At 37.3% G+C, this 15,304-nt stretch carries 10 protein-coding genes; all 10 read right to left on the bottom strand.

Going from position 1 to position 15,304, the window contains the following annotated elements:
- Positions 1-31: 31 nt before the first annotated feature.
- Positions 32-877: an MlaD family protein gene (locus ABXH34_RS01095; protein WP_353570002.1), complete on the bottom strand. Its 846-nt coding sequence runs from the start codon at positions 875-877 to the stop codon at positions 32-34.
- A gap of 6 nt (positions 878-883) precedes the next feature.
- Complete coding sequence (gene msrQ, locus ABXH34_RS01090) at positions 884-1,492, bottom strand: protein-methionine-sulfoxide reductase heme-binding subunit MsrQ (protein WP_353570001.1); 609 nt, start codon at positions 1,490-1,492, stop codon at positions 884-886.
- Between the two features lie 10 nt (positions 1,493-1,502).
- The gene (gene msrP / locus ABXH34_RS01085) at positions 1,503-2,489 is read right to left on the bottom strand and encodes a protein-methionine-sulfoxide reductase catalytic subunit MsrP (RefSeq protein ID WP_353570000.1); all 987 of its coding nucleotides are present in this window, start codon (positions 2,487-2,489) and stop codon (positions 1,503-1,505) included.
- 187 nt (positions 2,490-2,676) lie between these two features.
- Positions 2,677-3,165 (bottom strand): PH domain-containing protein, encoded by a 489-nt coding sequence (locus tag ABXH34_RS01080; RefSeq protein ID WP_353569999.1) that lies wholly within the window; start codon positions 3,163-3,165, stop codon positions 2,677-2,679.
- 314 nt (positions 3,166-3,479) lie between these two features.
- Complete coding sequence (pgsA, locus tag ABXH34_RS01075; protein WP_353569998.1) at positions 3,480-4,040, bottom strand: CDP-diacylglycerol--glycerol-3-phosphate 3-phosphatidyltransferase; 561 nt, start codon at positions 4,038-4,040, stop codon at positions 3,480-3,482.
- A gap of 73 nt (positions 4,041-4,113) precedes the next feature.
- Entirely contained in the window at positions 4,114-6,303 is a 2,190-nt protein-coding gene (gene glgB / locus ABXH34_RS01070) for a 1,4-alpha-glucan branching protein GlgB (protein ID WP_353569997.1), read from the bottom strand.
- Positions 6,304-6,550: 247 nt separating this feature from the next.
- Positions 6,551-7,462: a DUF72 domain-containing protein gene (locus tag ABXH34_RS01065; RefSeq protein WP_353569996.1), complete on the bottom strand. Its 912-nt coding sequence runs from the start codon at positions 7,460-7,462 to the stop codon at positions 6,551-6,553.
- 100 nt (positions 7,463-7,562) lie between these two features.
- A complete protein-coding gene (locus ABXH34_RS01060) occupies positions 7,563-9,473 on the bottom strand; it encodes an ATP-binding protein (protein WP_353569995.1) in 1,911 nt (636 codons plus the stop codon).
- Positions 9,474-9,497: 24 nt separating this feature from the next.
- Complete coding sequence (locus tag ABXH34_RS01055; RefSeq protein ID WP_353569994.1) at positions 9,498-10,487, bottom strand: polyamine ABC transporter substrate-binding protein; 990 nt, start codon at positions 10,485-10,487, stop codon at positions 9,498-9,500.
- A 788-nt stretch (positions 10,488-11,275) separates the two neighbouring features.
- On the bottom strand, positions 11,276-15,130 hold the full coding sequence (locus ABXH34_RS01050) for an ExeM/NucH family extracellular endonuclease (protein ID WP_353569993.1): 3,855 nt from the start codon (positions 15,128-15,130) through the stop codon (positions 11,276-11,278).
- Positions 15,131-15,304: the final 174 nt, after the last annotated feature.

Raw genomic sequence — 15,304 nt, 5'->3', positions numbered from 1 at the left:
TACGGCTAAACAGGCACGAGTGTAAATCAGTTTATCGCTTCTCCCCCGGCCCTGCAGGCACTGATTTGCCAAATAAAAACATATTCGGATTTTTTTGCATTTCTTGGCTCAAAGAGCGCAAAGCCTGACTTAAAGCATTAAGTTCCATGACTAAAGTATTGATTCGCGGCAAAGCATCGCCCGTAAAATGTCTAACATCACGGCCAATTTTTGTCACTTCTGTGCCGACGCTATCAGCCGCCTTAGCTGTGGATTCAGTAATTTTCTGGATATTTTTCTGATTACTGACCAAAGTTTCAATTGCTTCGCCCGCAGTCTCATTGATTGTAGAGGCTGTTTTAACTAAAATCCCCGTCATTTTCTCTACAGAAACCAAGCTCTTATTTAACTCTGTGACCATGGGTGATAAGGCTTGGGTGGTTTTTTCAATATTTTGCATGGTTTTGGCCATATCTTTTAAACCAGAGTCCATGAATTCAGCATTATTCGAAAAGGTTTTAGTAATCGTTTCAACATTGACTAGGGTTTTATTTAATAAATCAGCATTGTCATACAGCAGCCCATAATACTCATCAATTTTCCCTGCAAGTTGTTGTGTATACTGATTTTTAGCATGTTCAGATAATGACTCGATTTGCTTATTAATCTCTTTTCCACCTGAATGGATTAAAGATTCCGCTTGCCATTTCAGACTATAAACCAAGTAAAACAAGGCAATATTCAAAATTACCATAAACACCATTGTGCCATAAATAATTTTACGGCTGCGACGCTCTGCTTTTTCAATAAATTCAGAACGTTGCACCATTGTTTGCTGAAATTGAAACATGGCATTTTCAATGATTTCAGCCATTTCACGGGTTTGCTGTTCAGGCATTGTGTATCATCTCTTCAGTTTTTGCATAATTGGTGGATGTCGAACTAGCAGTAATGTTGCCAAAATAGTCATATAGATTGCGGGTTCAGTGATATGGGCTTTACTTTGCGACAGCCAAAAGAAATGCACCACCGCTCCAATTGCAACTAAATAAACTAATTGATGTAATTGTTTCCATTTTTTACCTGTTAGATAACGGATCGCCGCATTATAAGATGTCAAAGCCAGTGGCAACATGAGCAAAAAGCTTATCATACCCACCATGATAAAAGGGCGTTTTAAAACGTCATTGAGAATGTCGATGATATCCAGTGATTGGTCAAAAGCACTGTAAATACAAACATGTAATAAGGCATAGAAAAAGCTGAACAGGCCTAACATGCGTCGTAGTCGAATCAGACTTGACCAGCCAAAAATCTGCCGAATCGGGGTGACAGCCAATGTCACGAGTAATAAACGTAATGCCCATTCCCCCGTTTCTTTTAATAAAAGCTGGATTGGGTCTGCACCTAAATTATCATTGATAAATCCATAGCTTAGGGTTGCAAAGGGCAATAAACATACGATAAAAACAATCGGTTTGATAAATTTCAGGGTAATTTCGGTTGAAAACATATAAAGTCTCTTAAAAATGCTTGTGTAAATCCATGTCTGAATACAGGCTGGCAACCTGTTCAGCATAGCCATTGAACATTAGGGTTTTACGTTTGAAGTAGTCTTTGCCAATTCGACGTTCCTTGCTTTGACTCCAACGCGGATGAGACACTTCAGGATTCACATTCGCATAAAAACCATATTCATCTGCTGCAGATTTTGTCCAGGTGGAAATCGGTTGTTTTTCAGTGAAGCGTAATTTCACCACTGATTTGATACTTTTAAATCCATATTTCCAAGGCACAACTAAACGAATCGGCGCACCATTTTGATTTAATAAATTATTCCCGTATAAACCCACACTTAAAATCGTCAATGGATGTACAGCTTCATCAATACGCAAGCCTTCTTCATACGGCCAGTCCAACACATCTTTAGTTTGCCCAATCATTTGTTGTGGATCATGCAAGCTAACGAAGTGGACGTATTTTGCATTTGATGTTGGTTTGCAACGTTTAATCAAATCTGCCAATGGAAAACCAATCCAAGGAATCACCATTGACCAGCCTTCAACACAGCGCATACGATAAATATATTCTTGTAGTGGGAATGCTTGCAAAATGTCTTCAATATCTAAAGTGAAAGGTTTTTCTACTTCGCCTTCAATCTCAATTGTCCATGGCCGAGTTTGTAATAAAAAGCTATAAAAAGAGGGTGCAGATTTGCTGGGGCCAAATTCATAAAAGTTGCAATAGCTGGTGATTTTTTCGTAAGCGGTTATATCTTCTTGGGTACTAAAAGCATGGCGGACAATATCAGGATAATCTTGGTAGGATTGGAGCGACTCTGCCACAGCATTGCTTGGGTTTTGACAGGCTGTGAGTTGTGATGCACCTAAACCAATTGCGCTAGCGGCAGCGAATTTGCCCATTTGCTGTAAGAATTGGCGACGATTTTTATAATCGGACTCGGCGGTAATTTCGGAGGGTTTAATATCAGTTGGAGGTTTGATGAGCATAACGATACCTCAGTATTAATTAGCAGGAAAGCATTAGTCATTAACAAGTTAATGTGTAATCTATTTGCTTACATGATTGAGGTAAAATAGTGGTTTCACAACGTATTAAGGAATGAAAAACTATCAGCCCCAGAATTAAGCATTCTGCAAGACTGAGTCATATTTTTCATCCCAAACCATTATTTACTTAGTCGTCAGTTTGTGTTTGTTGTTGCATACCTTCATTATTATTATCATTACGACGGTATTTGTTGATAATATCTTTTAAATTCATTGGGTCTTTAATACCTGAGATTTCAATTTCAAACCCCGAATGTGCCGCGCTGGCAATCCGCATTGTACCGACGTTAAATAGGCGTTGGAATAAAGTTTGTTCAATTTCGATATTACGGATATTGCTGTGAAAGACTTCACTAATGTGACGTGAGAAAAAGCCTTTTTGTAAAATAGTGCGTTTTTCAGTAATAGTGAGGGTAATGAATAAAGTGCTAATCCACCAAGACAATAGGCATAGTGCGCCTGTAGCAAACATAAGGCCGCCAATAATCCAGCTAAAATCTTTGATTACTAAAGGTAAAATCAAACCAGATAATGCCAATAGTTTACAGAAACTAAAGGAAATCGGTTTATATTTAAACATCGCAGGGTGTGATGAGAATAAGGTTTTTTCGTCCATTTGAGCCTCGATGAATTAATAGGGAATTTACCGCATGATAGCCCATTTATGTGATTCTTTACACCAAGAAACAAGAGCAGATGAGAACTTTTTACACAAAAATGTTAAAGATGTTGAAATGTTCAATTATTATCAATAGATTAAGTGCTACTTATGTAAAAAAATAGGTAGGGAGGAAAAGCACAATATCTTCCAGTAAATGTTCTAACATTGCTGTTGATTTGGAACTGTGGAAAATGCTTAACCCCTACATATTATTGGATTGAACAAGATAGAAGACGATACGTGAAAAATCGTGGCATTTAAAATAAAACCTATTTTTCATCTTGTTGCAATAACAAAGGCAAACCCGCACGCAAATACAAATACATAGACCACAATGTTAACAAAGCGGCTAAACCTAAACAAATCATACCTGCCCAATACAAATCAATGCCTGCAATAGGTTGCTGATACATTAATAAAACCAAAGCTAACATTTGTGCAGTGGTTTTCAATTTACCAATGAAAGAAACTGCTACTTTAGAACGTAAACCCAATTCCGCCATCCATTCACGCAATGCAGAAATCACAATTTCACGACTAATAATAATCGCAGCAGCAATTGTAATCCAAATAGAATCATAAGTTTGCACTAATAATATGAGCGCGACTGAGACAATCAACTTATCGGCAACAGGATCAAGAAATGCCCCAAAAGCCGAAGTTTGTTGCCATTTTCGAGCTAAATAGCCATCAAACCAATCAGTAATCGCAGCCAAAGCAAAAATAGCCGTTGCCCAAACCGTGGCGTTAGCAAAAGGCAAATAATAGACGGCAACCAAAATAGGAATGAACACCACACGGATTAAAGTTAAGATATTAGGAATATTCACACAATTTACTCTTTGGATAAATCTACGATATTTTAGCACTATTTTGAAAACTGCCCGTTATAGTCTAAAGGATTCAATTATCATTCAATGCGTCACAATTCAAAATAATCCCAGCCAATGGTGGCAAACTCACTAACAACGAATAAGGACGACCCATCCACGCTTTAGGCTCTGTACTCAATGTACCATTGCCCATATTACTACCACTATAATAAGCTGAATCTGAATTGAAAATCTCGTGATATTCACCACTTTGATCCACCCCAATTCGATATAAATGACGTGGCATCGGGGTAAAATTCAACAACACAATCACTTGTCTTAATTTACCATCCACTTGAATTTGGCGGACAAACGAAATCACCGATTGTTCTGCATCATGACGGTCTATCCATTGGAATCCCATTTGAGTAAAATCATCAGAATGCAAGGCAGGCTCAGTCAAATAGAGTTGATTTAAATCACCAACCAGTTGTTGCACCCCTTGGTGTAGATCAATGTCCAACAAATCCCAATCTAAACTTTTTTTAAACTGCCATTCTTGCCCTTGAGCAAATTCACAGCCCATAAACAATAATTTCTTACCCGAATAACACCACATATAAGTGTAGAGCAAACGCAAATTAGCAAATTTCTGCCACGCATCCCCCGGCATTTTATCCAATAACGAACATTTACCATGCACCACCTCATCATGAGAAAACGGCAACACAAAATTTTCGCTAAAGGCGTATGACAAACTAAACGTGAGGTGATCGTGATGATAAGCCCGATGTACAGGGTCTTTGGACATATATTGCAATGAATCGTGCATCCAACCCATATTCCATTTCATGCTAAAACCCAAACCACCAACATAAGGCGGCTTCGTCACTTGCGGCCAACTGGTTGATTCTTCAGCAATTACAACAATACCTTTACACTCAGTATGCAATACCGTATTCATTTGGCGCATGAATTCAATCGCTTCCAGATTTTCATTGCCACCGTATTGATTCGGAATCCATTCTCCTGGTTCACGTGAATAATCCAAATATAACATCGAAGCCACCGCATCAACTCGCAAACTATCAATATGAAATTCTTTCAACCAATACAAAGCATTAGAAATCAAAAAACACATCACTTCGTAACGACCATAATTAAAAATCAGCGTGCCCCAATCTTGGTGTTCCCCTTGGCGTGGATCAGCGTACTCATATAATGCAGTACCATCAAACCAAGCTAAACCATGCGCATCTTTAGGGAAATGTCCCGGAACCCAGTCTAAAATCACCCCAATATCATGAAGATGACAATAATCAACAAAATAGCGAAAATCATCAGCCGAACCAAAACGACTGGTGGGCGCGAAATAGCCCGTGACTTGATAACCCCAAGAATCATCTAGCGGATGCTCTGCAACAGGTAATAATTCAATATGGGTAAAATGTAATTTTTTGACGTAATCGACTAATTGATGTGCCAATTGGCGATAATTTAAAAAATCATTGGTTTCATCACGTAACCAAGAGCCTAAGTGCACTTCATAAACACTCATAGGCTCAGTTTGCCAATCATATTGTTCCCGCTGTTTTAACCAGTTTTGATCTTGCCATTGATGTTCGCTAGGATGGACAACATAAGATGAAGTTTGAGGGCGTTTCTCAAATCCTTTGCCATAAGGGTCTGATTTAAGATGAATCGTATCATCAGCCCCTAAAATTTCGTATTTATACAAAGTATTGGCTTTTAAGTTAGGAATAAATAATTCCCATACTCCAAATTCAGCATGACAAAACATTGGATAGCGTCGCCCGTCCCATTCACAAAAATCACCAACCACACTAATACGTTGTGCATTTGGCGACCACAGTGCAAATAAAACCCCTTCCACACCATCCACGATATGTAATTTCGCGCCTAAAAATTGATAGGCATACCAATGTTTACCTTGTTGTAGCAAATGCAAATCAGCTTCATCCACTTGTAAATCAAAACTGTAAGTATCGTAATTTTTATGCTTTTTACCTGTGTCATCTTGCCATTGAATTTGATATTTATCTGAAACAGTGCCAACAACCCCGCGCCATTCAAATAAACCCGCATTGTCTATTTTTTGCAGTGGAATATCACCTGGTTGAATAAAGACCGATTGGGCTTGAGGTAGCCATACACGGACAATTTGTTGTTTCTTAGTTTGATGTTTGCCCAGAATACAAAAAGGGTCTGCATGGCGACCTTCAATGAGTTTTTGGATATCGGCTTGTGTTGTGTTTGACATAATTCACCCATTGAACAGAAGGAAACTGTGGTTTATTTAAATAATAATCTAGTGTCAGCGACTTATTTGCAAATATAATTTAAATCATTAGGCTTTAAACTTTAATAAATAATATTATTTTTAGTATAAAACCTGTGTTTGATGCAATAAACCAATGGCCTAACAATTTCAGAATAAAAAATAAATCTATAGAATCAAATGATTAAAAGTCATATTAAACTCAGATTACTTATCTAAAAATGAATGACTAAAATAAATGATCTTGAACAGGTTGAATTTGCATTGTAGGTATATGTAATTGAGTCTCAAAAATTTGGTTTAGGCGTTGAGTCAGATAAATTGCTAATTGCGGGGCTAAAAGATTATGTTGTGGTTGGTGCACAAAAAAATAAATTTGCTGCAATCCTTGTTGTACCCACAATCTTAAGCGTTCTAACCACGCATCTAAACGTTGATAATCCGTGTCATGCAAGCTATTGCCTACAAAGCGAATAAATGCAATAGGTGTAGTCAAACGATTGTGTAATACGTCACGCCGCCCTGCCACATCAGTTAAAACCGTGGTAATGCCCAAATATTCTAACCACGCTGCAATATGTTCAAAATAATCCTGTTCAAACCAGCTTGGATGTCTAAATTCAACCGCAAGTGGTTTTATAGCTGTGTTTTGCAAATAATGAATCAATGAATGGACTTTATGCGCGGTTAAAGTCGGTGGTAATTGTAAAAACTGAATCCCTAATTTTTGCCCTAATTGATCCATTATTAATTGAAATTGTTGGGATGCTGCTAGTCCCTGCGGCGTAAATAAGGTGTGATGACTGATGGTTTGCGGTACTTTGGGACAGAAATGGAATTGACTCGGCGTGGCCTGCAACCATTTATCTAAGGTTTCAAGCGAAGGCGGGCTGTAGTGAGTTGAGTTTAACTCAATGCAATTAAACTGTTGGGCATAACAATGTAAAAAATCAGTGGCTTTGGTTTGCTCAGGATATAGTGTGCCGACCCAGCCTTTATTGCCCCATTCTGGACAGCCAACATAAATAGAGAGTTTCTGCTGAGGTTTTGCAAGTCGTTGTAGTAAGGCTGCGGTTTGTGGTGGGTCTGGAGGTAAACCAAAATCAACGAGGTCTATATTTTTTAATTTGCCAAATTCCATTAGTTTAAACTCTGTTGCATTTTTTGCCTGATTAATCCTTGATTTCCAAAGGTGTTTTTTTTCTTTGGTCACCTCACTACATTTAACTTGAGATAAATGTTTAAATACGGATTGGATCAGTTGCGATAAACTCTACAACAAAACAAGCTCCTTTGCCTAATTTACTCTCACACCATACCTGACCATTGAGGGCATTAACCAGTTTTTTCACAATAAACAAGCCCAACCCTGTTGAATGCTCATCACCCGTAGGTTTAGTGGATAAACGTCTAAATTTACCAAATAATTTGGCTTGATCTTCTTGGCTTAAGCCTTCGCCTTCGTCTTGAATTTCAACTCTAATTTTTTCTGTAGGATGTGAAATCCGAATGTAAACTTGTTTGTCAAATGGTGAATATTTCACCGCATTAGAGACTAAGTTATCCAAAACCTGATACACCGTACTTTCATCCACACGGGCTAAATATAATGAAGCTTCTGGCTCAAAGTTAACTTGAATATTTTTCTGCTGGGCTTTTTGAATATATTCATTTACCACTCTTTGTAAAGTCGGGAGAATATCAACATCAGCTAAGTTTATTTGTATTTGCCCTGATTCAATGGCATTAACATCTAATAAATTAGTAATTAAGGCAAACATACGCTCAGAACTCACACTAATCATTTCTGAAAATTCTAGTAACTCAGCATCCTCAGTCATCATTGTAATTAATTCAGATGAGCCTTGAATCGCTTGGAGTGGGTTTTTCAAATCATGTGCTGCAATCCCTAAAAATTCATTTTTTTCTTGGTTTAAGTGCACTAAGTTGGAATTCGCTGTTTCTAGTTCTAAAGTACGCTGTTGTACTCTTCGCTCTAATTCTTGATTAAATTGTTTTAGCTCTTGTTGTGCGTTATCGGTTAGTTTTTGACTTTCGTACAAACTGCCCGCCATTTTTTCAAATTGTAGGGCTAAATAACCTATTTCATCTTTCCGATGCCAATTAAGCTGTATGTCAAATCGACCTGATTCAATATGCTCAATTGCAAGACCTAATTGAAGCAAGGGTTTAACAATCAGATAATCTAAAACCAAAAATAATAAGGCCACAGTCATGATAATAGTTAATAGTAATATACTGATTACAATGACTCTTAATGAATTTGCCCCTTGTAATAAAGCTTGTTCTGGTAAGGCTGTGAATAGTATTAATTGATTATTCAACTGATGTGCTTGAAATAAAAATTTCTGGTTTTTAATCTGGCTCAATATAGGTTCACTAGTATCGGCGTGTTGTACTCGTCCAAGTAAGGATGACGGCAGTTGAAACCCTGCGGGGAAACTGTTTGAACCAAAGATGATATTGCCACTGGTATCAGTTAAAAATAAAGTGCCATCATCACCAATTTTTGTATTTTCAATTTGCTGCTGGATAAAGTCCAAACGTATACTAATCAGTAAATAAGCCCGTAATTTAGGTTTTGCCGTGGTGTCATCAAGGACGGGGTCTGTGTAATATAGAGGTTTTGCCACTAATAGTATGGTGTTTTTGGTATCAGGGCTAAGTAGGTATTCAGAATAAACTTTTTCACTCTGGGCTTGAATATGTTGAAAATAAGGAGCTTCGCTTTCATCTTCAGTTATATTAGGTATCTCTTCTGAAGCAAAACGCACATCTTCATATCCGTCGAGCAACAAAACGCGGATTTCGTAATAATCAGGGTAGGCTTGATTATAATTGGCAAATAAATTCATTAATGATAACAATCCGACAGCATAACGCTCATACTCAGGCATAAATATATAGTTTTCAAGCAAATCAGAACCTGCAAATAACTCTATATTAGCCTGAGCTGTATTTTTATGAGAATTAATATGTAATTCTACTTGATCCAACAACGTTGTCATCTGGCGGAAGACGACATTTTCATTAGTCGATTTGAGCTTGCCAAAAGCAATCCAACCCACACCTAGTAAAGGTAAAATGACTAATGGAGCCAAAATCAAAAGAATTTTAGTTCTAAGTAACAAAATTGCGTTACCTGTCAGAGGTATTTAGTGAGTGAGTTTAGACCATATCATAACGAATTTCCGCTTTACCCGAGATGAAGACGTTACTGATGCAAACTCTGAATTTTTCAATACTGCTTCATCTGGATAAATGATGGGATTACCCAAATGTTCTGCTGACAAAAATGCTTTGGCTTCGGTATTTGTTGCTGCAAACGAAAGCGATTCTGCACAGCGCGCATTAATTTGAGGCTCTTGCATGAAATTGACAAATTGTGTAGCCAATTCTGGCACTTTTGATTGGCTCGATACGGTAAAGTAATCTACCCACATTTCAGTCCCTTCTTTTGGTATGACATAACGTATCGATTCACTAAACTCTTGTAGTGATAAGGCATCGCCATTCCAAGCTTGCCCCATTAATATATCACCTGTGATAATGCCTGAATCTTCAGCAATGCTAAAAGAATCATAAGCTTGAACGCTTGGTTTTAGGGCTAATAGGAGTTTCTCAGCCTCAGCTAATTGTTTCATATTTTCGCTATTAAAAGAATATCCCAAGGCTTTCAAGGCTAGACCAATAGTGGCTCTATAGGTATTAAGTAATATGAGTTTGCCTTTTAAATATGCTTCAGGCTGATAAAGTTGCTTCCAACTTGTAATGTCTTCTTTAACTAAATCAGAGCGGTAAACAATGCCAGTCGTTCCCCAAAGATAAGGCACTGCATACTGTTTTGTTTGTGGCCAAGCATCAACCCAACGTGACATAGCATATTTGAGGTTTGGAACTTTTTCTTCACCTAGCGGTAAAATCCAACCCCGTTTTTGATAGACACCGATATCGACACCAGACACTAAGATAACGTCATAACCTTTACCATTGGTTCTAAACATGGTTTCACTGCGCATATCATCTGATTCAAAATAGGCTTGGTTGATTTTTGCGTTAAAGCGTTGTTCAAATTCTTGGATAACTTCTTCATCTAAATAATCTGACCAATTGTATATTATCAACTCTGTAGGCTCTGCAGCCATAGCATTAGATGCTATACATATAAAAAATAATAACCATAGTTTTTTCAACATAACCTTCCCTCCGTTTATTATGCAGATAACTAAGTTCACGACCTAAATGTGATATTATCTATACTGGGACTTAGGCTTGCTAAACCTTAAGTAGCAGGCAAAATAATAGCTACTTTATTCTATCATTTCATACTCACATTGTAGTCATTGTTGAAGCAGACATAGATTAGGAATATTGTCAGTTAAATCTAAAACCCCTAGTAATTTGCTGATTAATAATAACTTGAAAACAGCACCTTTTCCATAGTAACTTGAGCTATTAATATTTAAATAAATATATGAAAATACATCTTTTTGATAGAATCAACGGGGTGTATTATATTCCAAAACAGGGTCAATGGTATTGAATTAATATATCATGTTTTTTATAAATTATAACCGCTTCGGCATCATTCTAAACCTATTGACTTCTATGAATTTTATGTGGTTTATGCTTGCTTGCATCATTACAGTTTTCAATATACTTTTATAACATTTAGCAAAAAAAATCATATATGATTGTCACCAATGCAATAAGTCAAAAGATAAGCGTTGGAAATATAAACCTGATATTTAATTCAACGACAGTACCCACACAAAAATACATTGCAAAATATATGCGGATAAAGAGACTGGCCTTGTTTATTTTTTACGTAACTTATTCAATATAGAATGTATCAAACAGGTTTAGATTAAAATTTTGCCAAAAAAATAGCGTGCTCTGCATCAACTTAAAACACGCTATTCAACCCTAAGTATTATTCCAGTAAATCAACTTCAATCATACCGATGCCTTGACCTGATAAGACATTGAGTAAGATTGCATACGCTCCAGCACCAATTTCAATTATAGAGCCTTTTGCTAATGTGCCATTGATGACAGTTTGTGACGTTGCCAGATTTAACATGAATAACTGTGTTGAGGCTTGGCCGCTTAAAATCCGTGTATTGACTTTGATTTGCTGTGTGCCTTCTCCATCAACAATAAAATTAAGTGCTAAAGCATCTTGCAAATAACCGCGAACACTGAGATTGGTCAAATTGAGCTGATTATTTTTCAGACTGATGCCAGCCATCCCCCGACCTTTCGTACCCATTGATCCCAGCTGAATAGTGTAAATACCAGGATTAATTATTCGGTTCTGGGTGAAACTATTGGCGTGTTGTTCACGGCTGAGCAATTGGCCGTACCAACCAATATTGGTATCAAATAACACTTCGTTTAAGTCAAGCAACGGCATGACACCTGTGTCCAAAATATCAGCATGAAGCGTTATATTAGTAGTGCCTTCACCCTTGAGAATAAAACCTAAGATGACATCTTCAGCATCACCACGTAATAGGCTATGACCACTAAAATTTAAGAAATTAAGCTGACCTGTTGTCGTATTATTTGAACCCGTAGAGTAATCAATTCCTTGTTTGCCATATACTTGAACTAAACATTGATAACTATCATACATGGTCATCGTATGAGTTGAATTACCACAGCCACCATCCCATATGACGGTGTAATCATCTTGTGTCATACCTGTTGCAACATCAATCGATTCAAGTACAAGCTGTACCGTTTCACCTCGATCAAATAAGTGTGAGCATGTGCCAGCACCATATTGACAATCAATACCGCTGGGTTGACTGGTGATATGGGCTTTTGTACCTGCAACTGAAAGTAAGTGGTAATTAGGCTGTGGCGCAGGAGGTGCAGCATTTGAGCTTGATGAGTTGGTATGAGATGAGTTATCAGAGCTGTCTGTGTCACCTGAACTACTTGAATCCGATGAATTATCAGAGCTGTTTGTATCATCTGAACTATTTGAATCCGATGAGTTATCAGAATTGCTGCTATTTATCACTGTACCTGTGAAATTAATACTAAAACTACTTTCATCAGTATCATTGCTGTCAAAGCTTAATGTGCCTGAATAATTTCCTGAGCTTGAAGTATTGGATAATTCAATTGCAAACTCATAGCTGCTCGATGCTGAAATCGTAATGTCAGAAGCAACAGAATTACTAAAACTAAAGTTGCCTGTTAAAGATATTGAACTGAGTTCTAAATCCACATTGCCTGTATTTTCAATGGTTAAAGTTTTAGTTAACGCGCCATTTATCAAAGCACTTCCTAAATCAACGGTTGCAGAAGTGATTAATTCATCCTCTCTGTCTTTTACCGCAATTTCAGCCGCGCTGCTTAAACTGAGACCAATAACAACAGGGTCATGATCGGATGCACGGTAAGGCGTTGTTGGATCAAATAGAGTAATATCATTAAAATTTTCATCATAATCGAAAGCATCAGGCTCATCCGCATTAGTATGCCAAATTGTGCTACCCGTTACTTGTGTGTTTAATGTGGGACTGGCAAAAGCATAATCTAACGCACCTTTTTGACCATCATATACATAAGAATAGTTATTTACGCCAATGAGATTGGTATAAGTTTGTTCCATTTCAATAACAGGGTCTTCTTTCACATACGCATTGAAATCACCGACAATTAAAAAATCATCATCATCACTATTCGTCGGGTCTGTTGCCAACCATGCTTTTAAAGCCTGTACGCCTAACAACCGAGTTTGATTAGAGTAACCTTGCCCATCATTTGAGTCATCATCATCGGGATAATTGCCTGCACTGCTTTTAGATTTCATGTGAGCAACAACAAAGGTAAACGTTTCATCTGTGGCTTTGTGTGTAAACGTCATCGCAAGTGGGGAGCGGTTTGATCCAGAACCATTAAATATAGGCTCACTCATGCCCAGAGTAGGTAAATCAGAATCATCTAAAACTTGTATTGAAGTGCTGGCGGCTTGCTGAAACACAGCGGATTTAAACAAAATGCCAACCGCAATATCATCATCACCAATATCCTCTCCCGCATCTGCATAGGTATAAGTACCCGCTCCAACTCTGGCATTCAATTCATCTGTTAAATATTTAGCAGCACTATTACCTCCCTGATAATTATTCTCTAACTCAGTCAAACCAATAATATCTGCCTCCAAAGTATCAAGTAGTCTTATTAATTTATCCGTTTGGCGAATAAGCTCAGATGAGGTATCAGCGCCACGTTCATTTAGCGTTGTAAAATAATTGTGTACATTGATGGATGCCGCTTTGAGTGTGCCACCGACATTTTCTGGACTAGAAGGGCGTGTATTGATATGAGTAAAAGAAGGGTTTTCGGTAGGATGTAAGCGATAAGTCTGTTTGCCATAATTACCAGAGCCTCGGCTGTAATGGATAACTCCCTTTAAATTGGCGACCGTATCACCCATACGAAATACATCAAAAATGTCTAATTCATCATCAGGATAGATAGGGATATTATTTTGCGTAAAACGTCCATCATCAATCATAATACTGCGCGTCGCAACATCTAATAAATGTGTACTATAAGCGGTTATATCAGGCGCGTTTGATTGGGTAAATTGACTTAATCGCCCACCTTCAGAAGCAACAAATTCACCAAAACGATCTAAGTTATATAATTCATTCACCGTCAATGTGTCGTTAAATGTTACTAACATGCCTTCATATTGTTCTAAATTGCCAATTAATTCGCTATCATCATTAAATACCGTTGAACTAAGTGGTAAATCGATATTTGTAACAATGGGCAATGTATTGCCTTTATTTATGACAACAATTGTTGGGTCAATGAGTTCTGTAATGCCAAAATATTCTCTGACTTCAGCCGTTACACGTACTTTATCCCCTATATCCATATCATCAATAGGAGAATTTCCATCATAAACAAAAATCCCTTCTGAAGTATTGGTATCTTCATCAATATCACTGTCTTCTTCTTGGACAAAAAAACCACCTAAATTTCGCACTTCATCAACATCACTATATTGAAAATCACCAACAACAATACCTTCAATCGTTACTGTCATTCCATCAAGTGGACTTGTTACATCTGAGCCTTGAATGGTATGAATACAGTGCGTAACAGGTGCACTCCTATCACAACTTACTTGGTTTAAAAAAGTTAAATTGGTGTTATCACTACCCGTCCAATTAGCATTATTGTTAATTGCTGCGCGTAAAGTTGTTTTATCACCTGTTATTGTTCCTGTATATGTGGCGTTATCAATTTCATTTAGCACAACCGCATTTGTCCCATTGGTTAACCCTTGTGGTAGTGCAGAAGTATTGGTATTAGTTGCATCCGCTTGCCAAACTGCCGAACCTTCATTATTTAATGCAGCAATCATTGTATCTGTATTTTGATAAGCAATAATCTGATCGCCAGTTACAGCGAAGTTTAAATTTCTATATTCAGTGACAGAACCTTCAGAAGCTGAAGGCATTGTGGTAATGGTGATAACGCGACTTGTTGCAATGCCTCCTACAGGTGCAGTCCAAGTAATAATACCTTCACCCGTGCGCCAAGTATTATCACTTTTCCACCCATTATCAGTAAATTTAATCTCTTCATCTGCTGCAATATCGACTAATGCCACAAAACTAAAATTATCTAAATTAACCGCGTTATATGCTACAAATGCGATGTCACCTGCATTTAAAGCCGCATTAGCATGAGAACCCGAAAAAAATATAATACAGATACCTAACATCAGTACCCGTTTAATAAGATAACTCATTGCGCCTACCTCTGCTTAATTAAAGAAATTAAAATAACGATATGACTTTTATAATTCTAATTTGATACACATGAAATTCCAATGTTTATTTTAAATAAGCAGCGATTTAATATTGTGATTTATCGTATTACCCCATTTGAAATTATCTCAATTTTAAAAATGGGCTATTCAGTC

It is taken from the genome of Candidatus Albibeggiatoa sp. nov. BB20, assembly GCA_016744725.1.
Taxonomy (GTDB): domain Bacteria; phylum Pseudomonadota; class Gammaproteobacteria; order Beggiatoales; family Beggiatoaceae; genus Albibeggiatoa.
The sequence above is the reverse complement of the archived record's forward strand: the minus strand, read 5'-3'. Positions and strand labels throughout refer to the sequence as shown.

Excerpts from the sequence above, each read along its gene's own strand:
- ABXH34_RS01095 (WP_353570002.1), bottom strand. The coding sequence starts at position 877 with ATGCCTGAACAGCAAACCCGTGAAATGGCTGAAATCATTGAAAATGCC.
- msrQ (WP_353570001.1), bottom strand. The coding sequence starts at position 1,492 with ATGTTTTCAACCGAAATTACCCTGAAATTTATCAAACCGATTGTTTTT.
- msrP (WP_353570000.1), bottom strand. The coding sequence starts at position 2,489 with ATGCTCATCAAACCTCCAACTGATATTAAACCCTCCGAAATTACCGCC.
- ABXH34_RS01080 (WP_353569999.1), bottom strand. The coding sequence starts at position 3,165 with ATGGACGAAAAAACCTTATTCTCATCACACCCTGCGATGTTTAAATAT.
- glgB (WP_353569997.1), bottom strand. The coding sequence starts at position 6,303 with ATGTCAAACACAACACAAGCCGATATCCAAAAACTCATTGAAGGTCGC.
- ABXH34_RS01065 (WP_353569996.1), bottom strand. The coding sequence starts at position 7,462 with ATGGAATTTGGCAAATTAAAAAATATAGACCTCGTTGATTTTGGTTTA.
- ABXH34_RS01055 (WP_353569994.1), bottom strand. The coding sequence starts at position 10,487 with ATGGCTGCAGAGCCTACAGAGTTGATAATATACAATTGGTCAGATTAT.
- ABXH34_RS01050 (WP_353569993.1), bottom strand. The coding sequence starts at position 15,130 with ATGAGTTATCTTATTAAACGGGTACTGATGTTAGGTATCTGTATTATA.